At 68.6% G+C, this 15,986-nt stretch carries 14 protein-coding genes; 8 read left to right on the forward strand and 6 right to left on the reverse strand.

All coding sequences use genetic code 11. From position 1 onward, the window contains the following. Window positions 1-72 precede the first annotated feature (72 nt). The 5 genes from M1D55_RS00065 to M1D55_RS00085 form a co-directional block, all read right to left on the reverse strand. Window positions 73-585 carry a hypothetical protein gene (locus tag M1D55_RS00065; RefSeq protein ID WP_197498356.1) on the reverse strand — a complete coding sequence of 171 codons (513 nt, stop codon included), beginning with the start codon at window positions 583-585 and terminating at the stop codon, window positions 73-75. 273 nt (window positions 586-858) lie between these two features. Further along, window positions 859-3,102, reverse strand: a complete 2,244-nt coding sequence (locus M1D55_RS00070) for a polysaccharide biosynthesis tyrosine autokinase (protein WP_456280748.1) — start codon at window positions 3,100-3,102, stop codon at window positions 859-861. Further along, window positions 3,099-3,563 (reverse strand): arsenate reductase/protein-tyrosine-phosphatase family protein, encoded by a 465-nt coding sequence (locus M1D55_RS00075; RefSeq protein ID WP_023265076.1) that lies wholly within the window; start codon window positions 3,561-3,563, stop codon window positions 3,099-3,101. The genes M1D55_RS00070 and M1D55_RS00075 overlap by 4 nt, the downstream gene beginning before the upstream one ends. A gap of 9 nt (window positions 3,564-3,572) precedes the next feature. Next, complete coding sequence (locus M1D55_RS00080; RefSeq protein WP_052511460.1) at window positions 3,573-4,754, reverse strand: polysaccharide biosynthesis/export family protein; 1,182 nt, start codon at window positions 4,752-4,754, stop codon at window positions 3,573-3,575. 490 nt (window positions 4,755-5,244) lie between these two features. After that, on the reverse strand, window positions 5,245-6,180 hold the full coding sequence (locus M1D55_RS00085) for a response regulator transcription factor (RefSeq protein WP_023265075.1): 936 nt from the start codon (window positions 6,178-6,180) through the stop codon (window positions 5,245-5,247). A gap of 859 nt (window positions 6,181-7,039) precedes the next feature. Here M1D55_RS00085 and M1D55_RS00090 point away from each other — a divergent pair. The 6 genes from M1D55_RS00090 to M1D55_RS00115 all read left to right on the forward strand — a co-directional run bounded on the left by M1D55_RS00090 (window position 7,040) and on the right by M1D55_RS00115 (window position 13,379). Further along, window positions 7,040-8,245, forward strand: coding sequence for a glycosyltransferase (locus M1D55_RS00090; protein ID WP_043442270.1), 1,206 nt, complete (start codon window positions 7,040-7,042; stop codon window positions 8,243-8,245). A 21-nt stretch (window positions 8,246-8,266) separates the two neighbouring features. Next, window positions 8,267-9,028, forward strand: a complete 762-nt coding sequence (locus tag M1D55_RS00095) for a ChbG/HpnK family deacetylase (RefSeq protein ID WP_064576767.1) — start codon at window positions 8,267-8,269, stop codon at window positions 9,026-9,028. Beyond that, window positions 9,025-9,972 carry a glycosyltransferase family 2 protein gene (locus tag M1D55_RS00100; protein ID WP_006577397.1) on the forward strand — a complete coding sequence of 316 codons (948 nt, stop codon included), beginning with the start codon at window positions 9,025-9,027 and terminating at the stop codon, window positions 9,970-9,972. Before M1D55_RS00095 ends, M1D55_RS00100 begins: the two co-directional genes overlap by 4 nt. A gap of 31 nt (window positions 9,973-10,003) precedes the next feature. After that, window positions 10,004-11,149, forward strand: coding sequence for a glycosyltransferase family 4 protein (locus tag M1D55_RS00105; RefSeq protein ID WP_456280749.1), 1,146 nt, complete (start codon window positions 10,004-10,006; stop codon window positions 11,147-11,149). Window positions 11,150-11,299: 150 nt separating this feature from the next. Next, the gene (locus M1D55_RS00110) at window positions 11,300-12,220 is read left to right on the forward strand and encodes an NAD-dependent epimerase/dehydratase family protein (protein ID WP_456280750.1); all 921 of its coding nucleotides are present in this window, start codon (window positions 11,300-11,302) and stop codon (window positions 12,218-12,220) included. Then, window positions 12,213-13,379 (forward strand): glycosyltransferase family 4 protein, encoded by a 1,167-nt coding sequence (locus M1D55_RS00115; protein WP_456280751.1) that lies wholly within the window; start codon window positions 12,213-12,215, stop codon window positions 13,377-13,379. Before M1D55_RS00110 ends, M1D55_RS00115 begins: the two co-directional genes overlap by 8 nt. Window positions 13,380-13,440: 61 nt before the next feature. Here M1D55_RS00115 and M1D55_RS00120 read toward each other — a convergent pair whose 3' ends face one another. Continuing rightward, window positions 13,441-13,998 carry an LbetaH domain-containing protein gene (locus M1D55_RS00120; protein ID WP_006577400.1) on the reverse strand — a complete coding sequence of 186 codons (558 nt, stop codon included), beginning with the start codon at window positions 13,996-13,998 and terminating at the stop codon, window positions 13,441-13,443. A gap of 154 nt (window positions 13,999-14,152) precedes the next feature. Here M1D55_RS00120 and M1D55_RS00125 point away from each other — a divergent pair, with 154 nt between their 5' ends. Both M1D55_RS00125 and M1D55_RS00130 read left to right on the forward strand, forming a co-directional pair. Then, window positions 14,153-15,025, forward strand: coding sequence for an MBL fold metallo-hydrolase (locus tag M1D55_RS00125; RefSeq protein WP_006577401.1), 873 nt, complete (start codon window positions 14,153-14,155; stop codon window positions 15,023-15,025). A 208-nt stretch (window positions 15,026-15,233) separates the two neighbouring features. Further along, window positions 15,234-15,986 (forward strand): hypothetical protein, encoded by a 753-nt coding sequence (locus M1D55_RS00130; protein WP_456280752.1) that lies wholly within the window; start codon window positions 15,234-15,236, stop codon window positions 15,984-15,986.

The following is a 15,986-nucleotide window of genomic DNA, read 5'->3' on the forward strand; positions in this document are numbered from 1 at the left end:
CCGCGGCGTCGTCCAGCGCCCGGGGCGGCCCTACGCAGCGTCAGCGTCTCAGCGCATCAGCGTCTCAGCGCATCAGCGCGCCGGCGGCGTCGTCAGTTCGCGCTTGGCCTCTTCGTTGGCCTCGCGCATTTCCGCCTTGCGCTCCTGCTTGGCGGCGTTCACTTCCTGCCGGTATTCCTGCCGCGCTTCGGACTTGCGCGCGCGGTACTCACCGCGTGCCTCGGCGCGCGCCATGCGCCGCTCGACCAGCGGGTCCAGCTTCGGCTGGAGCTGGTAGACACCAGGCCCGTGAGGAACGGCCACCATGCCGGCCGGAACGCTGCCGGGGGCGGGGCCGGTCGTCGGCATGGTCGAGGCTGCGCCGGCGGGGGCCATCGTGCCGGCACCAGCGCCGGCGCCAACACTGGCACCAGCGCCCGCGCCGACACCCGCACCGCCGGCGGCGGCACCCGCGCCAACGCTGGTGTCGGCACCGGTGCCGGTGGAAGGTGCCATCGGCGTCTGGGCAAAGGCAGTTGCGCTGATCAGACCCGCGGCCAGCGCCGCCAGGGCGGTTCGGGTGCGCACAGTCAGGTTTCGGGACATATCAGACCTCGTGAGTTGTTATCGAACGAAGCCCGCGGCCGTGCAGGCCGCGGGGACGACGGTGGCGGCGCACGCCCGGAGGATGCTGCCGCTCGCTCGATTTTTGATGGCAAGCGGCCGTCGCCGTTTCCGCGTTCCAACAACTCCTTACAAATGGCAAAAAGACCGACAGCGGCTTCCTACGCGGCGCGCGCCCGCTGTCCTACAAAACGCCGATCCCCGCGCGCGGCGGGGATCGGTGCCGATACGACGGTAGGGTCAAAGCTGCCGGTATCAGGCCCGCTTGGCCTTGATCGCGCTGTACTGGTTCATATAGCGATACTTGCCGAAGTGGTAGTGCGAGCGGTACCAGCGGCCCTCGACGTGCAGGCCGTTGAACAGCACGCCCTTGACGTCGCCGCCGGCATGGCGGATCGCCTTGTCGGTCGCCTGCAGCTCGCTGGCGGTGGTGACATCGGCGCGCGCCACCAGGAATACCGCGCCCGCGCGGCTGGCCAGGATGCCGGCATCGGCCGCCGCCAGCACCGGCGGTGAATCGATCAGCACCACGTCGTAGCGCGCCTTCAGTTCATCGATCAGCGCCTCCATGCCGGGGCTGTTCAGCATGTCGGCCGGCTGCGGCGCCTGCGCCCCGGTCGGGATGAAGTCCAGCCCCGGCGCGACCTGGCGCTGCACCACCTTGTCCAGCGGCGTGCCGAGCAGCACGTCGCTCAGGCCCGGCGAGCGGCGCGAGCCGAAGCGGTGGTTCAGCCCGCCGCGGCGCAGGTCGGCGTCCACCAGCGCGACGCGCTTGCCGCCCGCGCCGAGGATCGCGGCGAAGTTCGCGGCGATGAACGACTTGCCGACGCCCGGCGCGGGGCCCGTGATCACCACGATGCGGTTGCGGCTGCCGACCAGCGCGAATTGCAGCGCGGTGCGGAAGCTGCGCAGGCTCTCCATCGCCGGGTCCTCCGGCTCCTGCAGCGCGAGCAGGCCGGGTAGCGGCTTGGCGCCGCCGAACTTGCGGGTCTGCTGCTGGCTCAGCGGGATCGTGGCGTAGACCGTCAGGCCGGTCTGCTGCTCGATCTCGTCGGCATCGGTCAGCCCGCCGTCGAGCGAGCGGCGCACCACCACCATCAGCAGGCCGGCCAGCACGCCCAGGCCCACCGCCACCGCGACGATCAGCGGGCGGTTCGGCCGCACCGGCTTGAGCGGCACGTTGGCCGGGTCGACCAGGCGTGCGGTGCCGACCTTGCTCGCCTTCATCAGCTTGAGCTGCTGCACGTCGTTGAGCAGCGCCTGATAGAGCTCGGTGTTGACCTTGACGTCGCGCATCAGCCGCAGCACGTTCTGCTCGACATCGGGCAGGCGCTGGATGCGGCCGGTGACGCCGTTCAGCTGCGCGCTCAGGCTCTCGATCTGGCCGTCGATCGCGGTGATGCTGGGGTGATCGCCGACGAAGCGCATCGCCAGTTCCTGCCGCTTCTGCTTCAGCTCCTGCAAGCGGGTCTGGATCTGCACCGACTGCGCCAGGATCAGCTTCGATTCCTCGCTCAGGTCCACCGTGCCGCGCTGGTTGCGCATCGCGTTATAGCGCGATTCGGCGGCCTCCACCTGCTGGCGCAGCTGCGGCATCTGGCCCTGAAGGAATTCGAGCGACTTCTCCGCTTCCGCGGCCTTGCGGCGCACGTTCTGCTCGACGTACTCCATGCCGATCTCGTTGAGGATCGCCGCGGTCAGCTGCGGCGAATCGCCTTCGAGCGTGACGCCGATCACGCCGCTCTGCTTGCCGCGCTCCATGATGTGGAGCTGCTGCTGCAGGCGGGCGATCGCGGCCAGGCGCGGCAGATGGCGCAGTGCGAACTGCGCGCCGGGACGGCCGTCGAGCTTGCTGATCGTCAGGTTGACCGGGCCGTAGGCGGTCTTGACGGTCAGCGGCTCGCCGACCTTGCCGTTGGCGCGGGCCGGATCGCTGTCGAAGCTGACGCGGTATTCGCCCTTGCCGAGCGCGGTGACCGTGATCTTGCGTTCGTCCATCTCGGCCGGCACCGTCAGCTCGCTGACGGCGATCGATTCGCTGCCCCAGGCGAAGCCGCCCCAGCCGAACAGCCCCGGCCGCGACAGCTCGCTGTTGTTCTGCGCGATCGCGCGGCCGATGATCGGGAAGTAGCGCGGCGACGCCTCGACGTTCAGCATCAGGTTGTCGACCGCGCGCCCGACCACCATGCGCGATTGCAGCAGCTCGATCTCGGCGGAGGCGGCCGACTTGACCTCGATTACCGGCGAGATCTGCGCGGCCACGCGGTTGGTCGCCGCCGTGGTGTTGGTGCTCTCCTCCACCTGCACCATGATGTCGGCGCGATAGACGGGGCGCGCGATCAGCGCGTAGATCGTCCCGAGCGCGATGACCAGGCCCGCCACCGTCAGGAAGGTCCACCGGTATCGCGCCAGCACGTCGAACCAGGATGTCAGATCGACCATGCCATCGCGCTCGTCCGCGCGCTCGGAGTGGGTGCTCCGGATGTTGTTGCTGTTCATGATGCCTCCCCGTGACATTCGGCCGGCGCAATGGCTCTTATGCGTGCCGACCAGGATTCGATGCCCGTCTTGATCAAGCCGAGTGCGATGGTGAACATGCTGTGCGAACCGCCGAAGGGATCGGGCACATCGGCCGCGATGAATTCGCCGATGCGATAGACGCGGCCGCGTGCGTCCGGAAACCGGCGCTCGACCTCGTCGCGCTGCTCGAGGTCCATCACCAGCACCAGATCGGCCCACTCCACCAGTTGCGCATCGACGGCGCGGGCACGGTGCCCGCGCAGTTCATGCCCTTCGGTGGCCATCAGCGCGATCGCGCACGGATGCGCTGCCGCGCCGACCGGCGGTGCCAGTCCCGCGGAGGCCACCTCGCACGTTGGCAGCGCCTGCCGCAGCAGGGCTTCCGCCATCGGACTGCGACAGGTATTGCCGATGCAGACCACCAATATGGTTCGGATCATCGCGCCCGCCTATCGGACCACGCCGGCCGTGCCGATCACCGGCTGGGTCGACGGGATCAGCAGGTTGATGACACGGCTCCAGCGCACCAGTTCGCGCGCGTCGACGTAGACGACGTCCTTCGGCTCGAGCTCGAACCCTTCGGCGATGGCCAGCGCCACCGGCGAGCTGCCGTCGAGATGGAACACCTTCGGCTCTTCCCCGGCGGTGGTCTTGCGAATCACGTAGATCTGGTCGGCGCTGGCCGAGCTCGGATTGACGCCGCCGGCATCGCCGAGGGCCTCGTTCAGCGTCATGCGGCCGTTGCGCATCAGCAGCGCGGTGGGACGCAGCACTTCGCCGGTCACGAACACCTTGCTGTCCTCGCGCTGTTCGACGCGCACGATGTCGCCATTGCGCAGCAGGATGCGCGACGGGTCGACGCCCTTGGCCAGCAGCGCCGGCATGTTGATGTACCAGCTGCGCTCGCCGCGCGTCACGCGGATGCGGCTGCTGTCGCCGGTCTGGGTCAGCACGCCGCCGGCGCGGTTCAGCGCCTCGACCAGCGTCATCGGCGCGTCGTCGATCGGCAGCATGCCCGGTGTCTTGACCTCGCCGTCGACATAGACGCGCTGGCTGCGGAAGGCCAGCACGCGCACCGTCATCTGCGGATCGCGCACCACGCGCGACAGCGCCTTGGCGATCTGATCGCGCACCTCGTTGGCGGTCTTGCCGCCGACCTTCATCACGCCGGCATACGGAAACTGGATGTCGCCGTGCGGGCTGACCACATAGCCGGGCACGTTGGGGCTGCCGCCGGTGCTCGGCAGTTCGTAGGCCTGGCCGATGCTGTAGGTCTGGGTCGGGAACACGAGTTCGGGGTGATCCCAAACGACGACCGAGATGATGTCGCCCGGGCCGACGCGGTACGGCTGCGGCGCGGCGAACAGTTCCTCGACGTTCTCGTTGTCGCGGCGCGAGTTGTTGCGCAGCTCGCGCACGAGGTCCATCGTGATCGGCGTGATCTTGGGCACCGCATCGGGGCCGATCGCGGAGACCGGCGCCTGCTTGTCGAAATACATGCCAGGCGAACTCGCGCAACCGGCCAGCAGCGCCGCCGCACCCATCGCGCTGGCTGCGACCAATCCCGCCACCGACCGACCGCGGCGCACACTGCGTGGACCGCGTTGCTGATGCTGTTCCAATGCTTTCATGGCAACCTCCCCCCACTGCGACTTGCACATGGACACGCGCACGGCCATGTCCCCCGGATGCTGCCATCGTGTCCGCCGAGGCACTGGGTATCGGTGCGTTGTCACACATTTGATGCGGCGTGGAAGGGCAGGGCAACGGAAGGGGTTCGCGGGGGGTTGCGGTTGCCCTTGCCCCTCCCCCAACCGCTCTCCCGCAAGCGGCAGAGGGGAGCGAACCAGCGCCGCGCGCTTGCTGTCGGTGCTCCCTCTCCCCGCTTGCGGAAGGGAGGCAACGCGTGGCGGCGCGCTCGCCGTTGGTGTTCCCCTCCCGCGTGCAGGAGAGAGCAGCAACCTGTGGCGCGCGCTCGCTGTCGGTGTTCCCTCTCCCGCTTGCGGGAGAGGGGCAGGGGAGAGGGCAGCCAGCGTTCCACCCCGCGCGAGCGTCCGCAGTACCCAAACGAAAACGGGCCGGATATCCTCCGGCCCGCCTTCGTTGGTAACCCGCGCAGCGTCAGCGCATGCCGCCTCCCGCCTGCAGCGGCAGTTCGGCAATCTCCGCGCGTTCGTTCGTCGGCCGCGGCATGCGCGTGACCGACGCCACCGGCGCCGCGCCGTCGCCGTTGACCCATTCGAGCTTGGCGCCGCGTTGCAGCGCGGTGTAAACCGCCTCGCCCTTGTTGCGTACCTTCAAGCGCTGATACAGCGTGCACGCGTGGCTCTTGACCGTCGCCACCGAGATATTGAGCATGCGGCTGACCGTCTTGATCGGATGGCCGCGTGCCAGCAGCACCAGCACCTCGTATTGCCGCGGCGTGATCTGCAGCATCTCGGCTTCGTCGTAGTAGGTCGCTTCCGCGCTGCCGGTGTCGACCGGCGCGGGACGCGGCGCCGCCGCGGCGGCGTGCGGCGGCACGATGCCGCTGCGCGAGGAGGCCGGCATCGCCGGATGCGGCGACACGGTGGCGGTACCGGCGATCACGGGGCGCGTGCCCAGCGACGCCGGCGCGACCACCGGACCGCCATAGCCGGCGCCTGGCAGCGACGACGACAGCGTGCCGGCGGCGCCATTGCCTCGCACGAAATAGCCGCCGACCATCGCCAGCCGAATGGCCGCTTCCAGCACGGCGAGCGAGGCGGATTTCGGCAGGCAGCCGCAGACGCCTTGCGCCATGGCGGCAGCGGGAACCTGCAACGGAACCATATCGGACAACAGCAGCACGCGCTGTGCGTTGAGCACGCGGCGGACCTGGGTCAGTAGTTGCCATCCGGCGTCGACATCCTGCGGCATGCCGAACACCATCAGGTCGGTATCGCCGTCGGTGCCGTCGAGAAGAGAGACATCGGCGGGATCGATCGCGATGACCTGATCGATTCCCTCGATGCGCTCCAGCATCTGGTGCAGGCCCAGCCGGAGCAAGGGATGGCTTTCAATCAACAGTGCATTCATCTTCTTTTTCCCCCGTATCTGTGGGTGGAAAACAGGCAAACACACTGGCGAATGCAGTTGCCTCATCGCAGGCGACTTCCCGGCGAAGCGGCTCAGGCTTTCCCCCCGTCTGTCGGTATCGGCATCACCAGGCCACTGTGGTGCGCCGGCCCGATAGCCGACCCTGATCCCCACCCCAAAACATTTATCTTTAATCCGTTTAGGGCATCTTATGGGTTGAGTCAGTCGAAATCAAGTCACCTCCGGGGGGCCCGGAAGGATGGGATTACCACCGCTTTTCATAATCCGGTAACCCTTGATCCATAAGCGTTTCCAGCCTCCCCAAATGGGTGAGAATAAATCGGGCCATTCGAGTTTCAATAATGAAACAACGCTCGTCCGATAATGTTTCAGCGTTGAAACTCGTCTCATCGTCGATGACGTTCCGACCGCAGTGGGCCAAGCCCGGCGCGGCCTGTCGATACAGCGCTGAAACAGCGGCCGCCCATCGCGCCATGGAGCCCGCCGTGCACACGGGCCGGACCCCGCGAACGGGGGGCCCGCCAAATGGATGAGTGGGTTCTCCACCATCAGGATGATGGCCGCGAGGCAGGGCCCATCGTCCCTTTGTCCATCCTGCCTTCCCCCCACTTCCACCCTCCGCTCGCCCGCCATCGGAGCGGGGCCGGCCGGGAGGTTGGCCGCCCCACTGGCCGCCCCGCGGCCCGTCCGCTGGGTGCGCCAGCGAACAGAGCTTGCCCATCGCGCTGCCTACGCTTTGTGGCACGGAGCGCCGCCCATCAGCACGGCGCGTCTTGGCGCGGCACCGTCCGCCGTGGTGCGCCATCCCATCCTGCTGCATGCCGATACGGTCAGGGCCATGAAGCTTCTTCACATCATCGCGACGATCAATCCGGCCGGCGGCGGCCCGATCGAGGGCCTGCGCCAGTTGCGGATGCCGCTGGTCGAACGCGGCGTGCATGTCGATGTCGTCTGCGGCGACGACCCCGCCGCGCCATGGGTGCGCGAGAGCGAGCTCAACGTGATCGCGCTGGGGCCGTCGAAGGGCATCTACACCTACAACCCGCGCCTGGTGCCATGGCTGCGCGAGCACGGCGCGCGCTACGACGCGGTGATCATCGAGGGCCTGTGGCAATTCCACAGCCTTGCCGCGCTGCGGGTGCTGCGCGGCAAGGTGCCGTACTACGTGTTCACCCACGGCATGCTGGACCCGTGGTTCAAGGCCCGCTATCCGCTCAAGCATCTGAAGAAGCTGGCGTACTGGCTGCTGTTCGAGCGCCGCGCGCTGCGCCATGCGACCGCGGTGCTGTTCACCTGCGACGAGGAGCGCCGGCGCGCCCGCCTGTCGTTTCCCTGGTACCACTGCACGGAACGCATCGCGTCCTATGGCACCGCGCAACCGCCCGCCGACGACGGCACGCTGCGCGCCGCCTTCCACGCTGCCTTTCCGCAGACCGAGGGCAAGCGCATCGTGCTGTTCTTCGGCCGCATCCACGAGAAGAAGGGCTGCGATCTGCTGATCGAGGCCTTCGCGCGCGTGGCCAACGTCGATCCGGCGCTGCAGCTGGTGATCGCCGGCCCCGGCACGCCGGCGCTGCGCGAGGAACTGGAGATGCTGGCCGAACGGGTCGGCATCGCGCCGCGCGTGGTGTGGACCGGCATGTTGTCCGGCCCGCAGAAGTGGGGTGCCTTCCATGCCGCCGAGGTGTTCTGCCTGCCCTCGCACCAGGAGAACTTCGGCGTGGCCGTCGTCGAGGCGCTCGGTTGCGGCGTGCCGGTGCTGATCTCGGACAAGGTCAATATCTGGCGCGAGATCGAGGCCGACGGCGCGGGCATCGTGCAGACCGATACGGTCGACGGCACCGAACAGGGGCTGCGCGAATGGCTGGCCGCCGATGCGGCCACGCGCGCGCGCATGCGCGCCGCCGCGCCGCTCTCGTTCGCGCGCCGCTTCCAGAGCAGGCAGGTCGGACAACGCCTGCTCGACATCATTCAGGGCCGCACCGATGGCGCGCCGCCGGCCGACCGCGATTCGGGACCGGCGCTTTCGCATGCGGCCCCTTAGCGGTTGACCGGGAGACCTCAGATGCGAGAACTGATCCTCAATGCCGATGACTTCGGCTGGGATGCCGATACCTGCGACGCCACCATCGCCTGTTTCGAAGGCGGGCTGCTGACCAGCGCCACCATCATGACCGGCCGGCCGGCGTCGCAGCAGGCGTACGACTACGCGCGCCACAATCGCGGCCGCTTCTCGTTCGGCCTGCACTTCAACATGGTCGATGGCCATCTGCCGCATGCGGGCCGCCCTTCGTCGCTGTGCACGCGCGACGGGCGTTTTCGCGCCAGCCATCGGCAGCGCGTGCGCGCGCTCGCGTGGATGCTGTCCGAGGACGATATCGCGCGCGAGTTCCGCGTGCAGCTCGAAGAGCTGCGCGACAACGGCGTCGAGGTGACCCATGTCGACAGCCACGGCCATCTGCACAAGTTTCCGATCGTGATCAGCGCCTTGCGCACCGAACTCGAACGCGCCGGCCTCGAATGGGTACGGCGGCCGCAGAACTTCTACTTCACGGCCAATCCACGCCAGGCGGTGATGAACAACTATTGCCAGCGCTATTTCAACGGGCTGCGCCATACCCATTACTACGGCGCGATCAACCACGACAACACCGACTGGGCCGCGCGGCTGCCGGAGCTGCTGCGCGACGGCATCACCGAGATCTCGGTCCATCCGGGCTACGCGGAACCGTGGCGGCGCGGCGAAACCGAACCGCTGGTCAACGCCGCCGCCTTGCGCACGGCGCTGCAGCGCGCCGGCATTGCGCTGCGGAGGTACGGCCAATGACCGCTCCGCTGGCCCGTAGCCTGCCGGCGCAGGCGGTGGCGCGTCCCGACACGCCGCAGGCCGCCGGCGACGGCACGCATGCCGTGCCGTGCCAGACCGCCAGGGTGTCGGTGCTGATCCTGACGCTGAACGAGGAGAAGAACCTCGCCCGGTGCCTGGAGTCGGTGTCGTGGTCCGACGATGTGGTCGTGCTCGACTCGTACAGCACGGACCAGACGCTGGAGATCGCGCGGCGCCACGGCGCGCGCGTGTTCCAGCGCAAGTTCGACAACTGGTCGGCCCATCAGAACTGGGCCAACGAGAACATCGACTTCAAGCACAAGTGGGTCTACTACTCCGACGCGGACGAAGTGGTCAGCCCGGAGCTGGCGGCGGAGCTGCGCGAGATCGCCGACCAGGTGCCGGCCGACGGCAGCTCGGCGCCTGTCGCCTACCGCGTCCGCTACAAGAACTACTTTCTCGGCAAATGGATCCGCTTCGCCGGCGGTTATCCGATCTGGGTACTGCGCTTCTTCCAGCCCGACAAGGTGCGCTGGGAGCGGCTGGTCAACCCGGCGCCGGTGGTCGACGGGTCGGTCGGCTTCCTGCGCCATCATTTCCTGCACTACAGCTTCAACAAGGGCTTCGACGCCTGGTTCGACAAGCACAACAAATATTCGATGGGGGAAGCGCTGGAGACCATCCGCAGTCTGGACGAGGACAAGTTCCGTTTTTCCTCGCTGTTGGCCTCCGATCCGCCGGCGCGCCGGCGGGCGCTGAAAGAGCTGTCGTTCCGCCTGCCGATGCGGCCGGTGGCGCGCTTTCTATACCTGTACCTGCTGAAGTTCGGCTTCATCGACGGGAAGGCCGGATTTCATTACTGCGTGCTGGTATCGATCTACGAATACATGGTGGTGCTGAAGGTACAGGAGCAGCGACGACGGGCCATGCAGTTACCCCTGTAGCCGGCTTGCGCCGCCACCGCTGGAGAGAACCATGCGAGTGGCCTATGTGACGACATACGATGCCTCCGATCCCCATGCCTGGTCGGGATCGGCGAGCTATATCCCGCGCGCGCTGCGCAGCAGTGCGATCGAGACCGAAGTGATCGACAAGGTCGACGAGGGGCCGGTGCTGGCCTGCCTGCTGCGCGCCAAGGCGCTGGCCTATCGGCGGCTGCTGCGGCGCGACTACCAGCGCGACCGCTCGCCAACGGTGGCGCGCCGCTATGCGCAGCGCGTGCAGCGCCGCCTGGTGGGCGCGCATTGCGACGCGGTGCTCAGCCCGGGCACGCTACCGGTGTCCTGCCTGGACACCGACCGCCCGATCGCGATCTGGACCGACGCCACCTTCGACGGCATGGTCGGCTTCTATCCTGGCTTCAGCAATTTCTGCGCGGAAACGCTGCGCGACGGCCACCGGCTCGAACAGCAGGCGCTGTCGCGCTGCCGGCTGGCGATCTTCAGCTCGGAATGGGCCGCCGCCACCGCGCTGCGCCATTACGACGTCGATGCGGCCAAGGTCAAGGTAGTGCCGTTCGGCGCCAACCTGGACTGCCGGCGCACCTCGCAGGATATCGAGCGGATCGTGCTCGGCAAGGACTACCGTGTCTGCAGGCTGCTGCTGATCGGCGTGGACTGGATCCGCAAGGGCGGCGAAACGGCGCTGGCGGTGGCGCAATGCCTGAACCGCCGTGGACTGCCGACCGAACTGCACGTGGTCGGCTGCCGCCCGCCGTACGAGCCGCCGAGCTTCGTCAAGCTGCACGGCTTCGTGCCGAAGACCACCGAGGAGGGCCGCCGCCGTTTCGAGCGGCTGATGAGCGAGGCGCATTTCCTGCTGCTGCCTTCGACCGCCGAGTGCTACGGCGTGGTGCTGGCGGAGGCCAGTTCCTTCGGCCTGCCGTCGCTGGCCACGCGCGTCGGCGGCATTCCGACAGCGGTCCGCGATCGCCGCAACGGCATGACGTTCGAACTGGAAGCCGATGCGGCCCAGTGGTGCGACTACATCGAACGCGTGTTCCAGTCCGCCCCGCACTATGGCGCGCTCGCACGGGGCGCGTACCGCGAGTACGCCGAACGGCTGAACTGGCGCAGCGCCGGCGAACAGGTCAAGCAGCTGCTGCGCAGCCATTGCGTCTAGCACGCACGGCCCCGCAGTTCACGCTTCACGACCGTCAGCAAAGAATCTTTACGTTATGAGGCCCAGGCAACGATGGATTGCCGGCCTCAACGCTATATTGTTCACACAACCAAACGTTTTGGTTGGCAACGCGTCGCAGGCGATTTGACGATGACCGAGAAGACTGTGCTGGTGACCGGGGCGAGGGGCTTCTTCGGCGGCTACGTCGCGGAGCACTATCTGGCCGCGGGTTGGCGCGTGATCGGTCTTGGCCACGGCGTGCCGGGGTGCACCTGCGAGGGCCGCATGGTCTGGCACCGTGCCCATGTCGTGCTCGAGAGCCTGGAACGGCTCGAGATCGAGCCCGACCTGCTGGTGCATTGCGCCGGCAGCGGTTCGGTGTCGGCGTCGCTGCGCGATCCCTTCGGCGACCACGCGCGCACCGTCGACAGTATCGCCGCCGTCCTCGAATATGTCCGGCGGCATTGCCCCCACACGCCGGTGGTCTATCCGTCCAGCGCCGCCGTCTATGGCGACGCCGCGCACTGCCCGGCCCGCGAAGGCGGCACGGTGCCATTGCGGCCCGCTTCCCCCTACGGCACCCACAAGCTGATGGCCGAGCAGCTGTGTGCCTCGTATGGCGCGCATTTCGGCGTGCCGGTCGCGGTGGTCCGCTTCTTCTCGCTGTATGGGGAGGGCCAGCGCAAGCAATTGCTGTGGGACGCCTGCCGCAAGATCCGGCGGCGCGACGACCTCTATGGGGGCACCGGCGAGGAGAGCCGCGACTGGCTGCATGCCGAGGATGCGGCGCGCCTGGTGGCCGCGGTGGCGCTGCATGCCTCGCCGGCGTGCGCGATCTACAACGGCGCCAGCGGCACGGCCACCACGGTCAGGCAGGCGCTGACGCTGCTGTATCGGGAGCTCGCGCCCGGCCGCCGTCCGTGTTTTTCGCGCGAGGCCCGCCATGGCGATCCCTGCGACCAGCGTGCCGACGTCGGCCATACGCTGAGCACCGGGTGGGCCCCGCAAATCCGGCTGGAAGAGGGCGTGCGGCGCTTTGCACGCTGGTTCGAGGCGGTGTGCGATGACTAGGGTCGGCTTCGTCTTTGCCTTTCAGGATCGTGGCTGGCTCGGCGGCATCAGCTACTTCCGCAACCTGCTGTGGGCGCTGTACACGCTGCCCGAACGCACCATCGATCCGGTGATCCTGACTGGCGCGCGCACGCCGGCGTATCTGCTCGACGGCATGCCGCCGCTGCCGGTCCACCGCACGGGGCTGCTCGATCGCCGCCATCCATGGTGGTACATGCGCAAGGCATGCCAGGCGGCCAGCGGCACCGATCTGATGCTGGCGCGCTATCTGGTCCGCCAGGGCATCGCGGTGCTGTCGCACCACAACCCGCTCGGTCCGCGCGCCGGCGTGCCGACGCTGGGCTGGATTCCGGACTTTCAGCATCTGCATCTGCCCGAGATGTTTTCGGCCGAAGAGATCGCGATGCGCGATCGTCTGTTCGCGTCCTTGTGCGAGGGCTCGGCGCGCGTGCTGGTCAGCAGCCATGCCGCGTGCCGCGACCTGCAGCGCTGCTTTCCGGCGCAGGCGCATCGCGCCCGCGTGCTGCAGTTCGTCGCCAGCGTGAATCCGCTGGCGCCGGCGCCGCCGGTGTCCGAGCTGGAACGCCGCTACGGCTTTCGCGGCCCCTACTTCCACTTGCCGAACCAGCTGTGGCAGCACAAGAACCACGGCATCGTGGTCGAGGCGCTGCGCCTGCTGCGCCAGCGCGGGATCGATGCGCTGGTGCTGTCGACCGGCCAGACCGCGGACCATCGCAAGCCCGGCTATGGCCAGCGCCTGCTCCAAAGCGTCGAGCAGGCCGGGCTGCAACGGCATTTCCGTTTCCTCGGCGTGGTGCCGCACGGCGACCTGACCGGCCTGATGCGCGGCGCGGCCGCGCTGATCAATCCGTCACGCTTCGAAGGATGGAGCACCACGGTGGAGGAAGCCAAGTCGCTGGACAAGCCGATCCTGCTGTCCGATATCGAGGTCCATCGCGAACAGGCGCCGCCGCGTGGCCTCTATTTCGCACCGGACGATGCGCCGGCGCTGGCCGACGCCATGGCGCAGGTCCTTGCCCGCCCTGCGTCGCCCGAGCGGGACGCCGAACAGGCGCGCCTTGCGCGCGACGACCTGGTACGGCGTCGTCGCCGCTTCGCCGAGACCTACCAGCAGATCGTGGTGGAGCTGGGCGCCTGAGCGCAGACCGAGCGCAGACCGAGCGCAGACCGAGCGCAGACCGAGTGCGGCGCGTCGCGAATCAGCGTCCCTGCGGCTTGCGCTTGCCGATCGGCCTTGCCGGCGTGCCGCCGTAGACGGTCCACGCCGTCGGCAGCGGCTTGGTGACCACCGAGCGCGGCGCGACCACCGCGCCTTCGGGCACCGACACGCCGGGCGCGACGAAGCTCTCCGCGCAGATCCATACCCGCGGTGCGAGCGTGATCGGGAACGCGATCAGCTGGAAATTCGGGCTGTTGTAGTCGTGGGAACCGGTGCACAGGTGCGCGCCTTGCGACACCACGCAGTACTCGCCGATGTCGATCCGCTCGATGTTGTACAGCGTGACGCCGTCGGCCACGCCGGCATTGTTGCCGATGCGCAGATTCCACGGCGCCCAGATGCGGACGCCGGGATAGACATGGACATGCCGCCCAAGCTGCGCGCCGAACAGCCGCAGCAGCGCGGCGCGCCACGCGTGCGCCGGCCGCGGGCTCGGACGGAACAGCAACAGCCAGACCCAGTTCCAGATCTGCCGCTGCACGCGGTTCCCCAGCGAGAACGAGGGGCCCATGGTCGGATCGTCTTGCGTAATCAGCATCGGCTGTCCCGGTAAGCGCGCGGCGCGCACGGGACGATGGTGAGCCGGCCCACGCAGCGGGTCGGTGCGGCCGGTCACAGACCTTCGCCATGGACGCGGCGGGGCGGCCTGGAATGAGACTTGCACGAGCGCAGGATCCTGCAGGAGGGCATTCATGCGGATCCATCATCTGAACTGCATCTCGACCTGTCCGCTTGGCGGGCGGCTGATGGACGGGCGCTCGCGCTCGATCCTCGAGCGCGGCGAACTGGCCTGCCACTGCCTGCTGGTCGAGCTGCCGGAGTGCCTGGTTCTGGTCGATACCGGCCTGGGCCGGCGCGACGTGCAGGATCCGCGCTCGCGCCTGAGCGGCTTCTTCCTGACGCTGCTGCGGCCCGATTTCCGCGACGAGATGACGGCCTATCGTCAGGTGCAGGCGCTCGGCTTCGATCCGCGCGATGTGAGGCACATCGTGCTGACGCATCTGGACTTCGACCACGCCGGCGGCCTCGACGATTTCCCCTGGGCTACCGTCCACCTGATGGCGGCCGAACGCGACTATGCGCGGCTGCAGCGCACCTGGCTGGACCGCCAGCGCTTCCGCCCGCAACAGTGGTCGACGCAGGAGCGCTGGCGCACCTACGCGCCGGACGCCGGCGAGCGCTGGTACGGCTTCGACCGCGTGCGCACGCTCGACGGCCTGCCGCCTGAGGTCGCGATGGTCGCGTTGCCGGGCCACACCTTCGGCCATGCGGGCATCGCGGTGCAGGCGCAGGGCGAATGGCTGCTGCAGGCCGGCGACGCCTACTTCCATCATGGCGAACTCGACCCGGTGCGGCCGTACTGCACGCCCGGGCTGCGCTTCTATCAATGGATGATGGAGAAGGACCGCGGGGCGCGGCTGGCCACGCAACGGCATCTGCGCGAACTGAAGGAACGGCGCGACGGCCACATGACGGTCTGCTGCGGCCACGACATGGTCGAGTTCGAACGGCTGGCGCGGCGCTCGGCGCGCGTGCCGGCCAGCGCGTTCGCCGCCGCGCCGTGATCCACGGGGAAGCGTTCGCCGATACGCGCGGCGTGCCGGCCCCAAATATGCAAGTCCGTGGAGCAAATTCTGCAAGCACGCCGCGCGGCGCGGCGTCCGCATGTCGCGGATCGTGCCCACATGCCGGCATGCGGCTTGCGTGGAGAGGGGCATTGGAGACCGCGCAGAGATCGCGTGGATCGCCACGTCGACAATCAGGAGGGACAGCATGAAACCACGACATCTGCTGGTGGTGGCCGCATCCTGCCTCGCGCTGGCCAGCCAGCTTGCGATGGCGCAGGGCCGCTCGAGCGGCGGCAGCGGCAAGGCGGGATCGACCGGCATGAGCGATGGCGCCAGCGCGCAGGGCAATACGGGCACGGGCGCGACATCGTCGGGAACCGGCGCCGAAGCCGGTGCAGCGACCGGCACGGCGGGCGGCGCCAGCGGTCCTCTCAGCGGCGGTGCGCGCGGCGCGGTCGGTCCCGGGCAGGGCGCGCAGTCGAACACGCAAGGAAGCGGGCAAGGTGGTGTCCAGAGTGGCGTCCAGCGTGGCGCTCAGGGTGGCGCACAAGCCGGCGCCGGCGATTCACGTCAATCCCGCGCCGGCGATGTCGAGCATGGCGGCAGTCCCACCACCGGATCGCCGTCCGGCGGACGTCAGCCGCCCGGCAGCGCGAAGGCAGCGCCCGGCGGCGGGGGGACGGCGAACACCGCGGGCAATACCGCAGGCAATACGGCAGGCAATACGGCAGGCAATACGGCAGGCAATACCGCGGCGAACCGCGGCGGCGACGCGACCAGCGGCAGGCCGGCGGGCGACTCGCGCCGTGCCAGCGGCGTGTCCGACTCGACCCAGGGCAGCAGCCGCGCCAGTGCCGGGGGCGGCAAGGCCAGCACGCCGTCCGGCGCGACCAAAGGCAGCGGTACCTCGGATCGCGGCACGGGCGGTGGCGGTGTGACCAGCGGCAGCGACCGGTAA

It is taken from the genome of Cupriavidus sp. JZ107 (genome assembly GCF_053903255.1).

Excerpts from the sequence above, each read along its gene's own strand:
- M1D55_RS00105 (WP_456280749.1), top strand. The coding sequence starts at position 10,004 with ATGCGAGTGGCCTATGTGACGACATACGATGCCTCCGATCCCCATGCC.
- M1D55_RS00100 (WP_006577397.1), top strand. The coding sequence starts at position 9,025 with ATGACCGCTCCGCTGGCCCGTAGCCTGCCGGCGCAGGCGGTGGCGCGT.
- M1D55_RS00095 (WP_064576767.1), top strand. The coding sequence starts at position 8,267 with ATGCGAGAACTGATCCTCAATGCCGATGACTTCGGCTGGGATGCCGAT.
- M1D55_RS00075 (WP_023265076.1), bottom strand. The coding sequence starts at position 3,563 with ATGATCCGAACCATATTGGTGGTCTGCATCGGCAATACCTGTCGCAGT.
- M1D55_RS00120 (WP_006577400.1), bottom strand. The coding sequence starts at position 13,998 with ATGCTGATTACGCAAGACGATCCGACCATGGGCCCCTCGTTCTCGCTG.
- M1D55_RS00080 (WP_052511460.1), bottom strand. The coding sequence starts at position 4,754 with ATGAAAGCATTGGAACAGCATCAGCAACGCGGTCCACGCAGTGTGCGC.
- M1D55_RS00090 (WP_043442270.1), top strand. The coding sequence starts at position 7,040 with ATGAAGCTTCTTCACATCATCGCGACGATCAATCCGGCCGGCGGCGGC.
- M1D55_RS00070 (WP_456280748.1), bottom strand. The coding sequence starts at position 3,102 with ATGAACAGCAACAACATCCGGAGCACCCACTCCGAGCGCGCGGACGAG.
- M1D55_RS00115 (WP_456280751.1), top strand. The coding sequence starts at position 12,213 with ATGACTAGGGTCGGCTTCGTCTTTGCCTTTCAGGATCGTGGCTGGCTC.
- M1D55_RS00110 (WP_456280750.1), top strand. The coding sequence starts at position 11,300 with ATGACCGAGAAGACTGTGCTGGTGACCGGGGCGAGGGGCTTCTTCGGC.
- M1D55_RS00125 (WP_006577401.1), top strand. The coding sequence starts at position 14,153 with ATGCGGATCCATCATCTGAACTGCATCTCGACCTGTCCGCTTGGCGGG.
- M1D55_RS00085 (WP_023265075.1), bottom strand. The coding sequence starts at position 6,180 with ATGAATGCACTGTTGATTGAAAGCCATCCCTTGCTCCGGCTGGGCCTG.
- M1D55_RS00130 (WP_456280752.1), top strand. The coding sequence starts at position 15,234 with ATGAAACCACGACATCTGCTGGTGGTGGCCGCATCCTGCCTCGCGCTG.
- M1D55_RS00065 (WP_197498356.1), bottom strand. The coding sequence starts at position 585 with ATGTCCCGAAACCTGACTGTGCGCACCCGAACCGCCCTGGCGGCGCTG.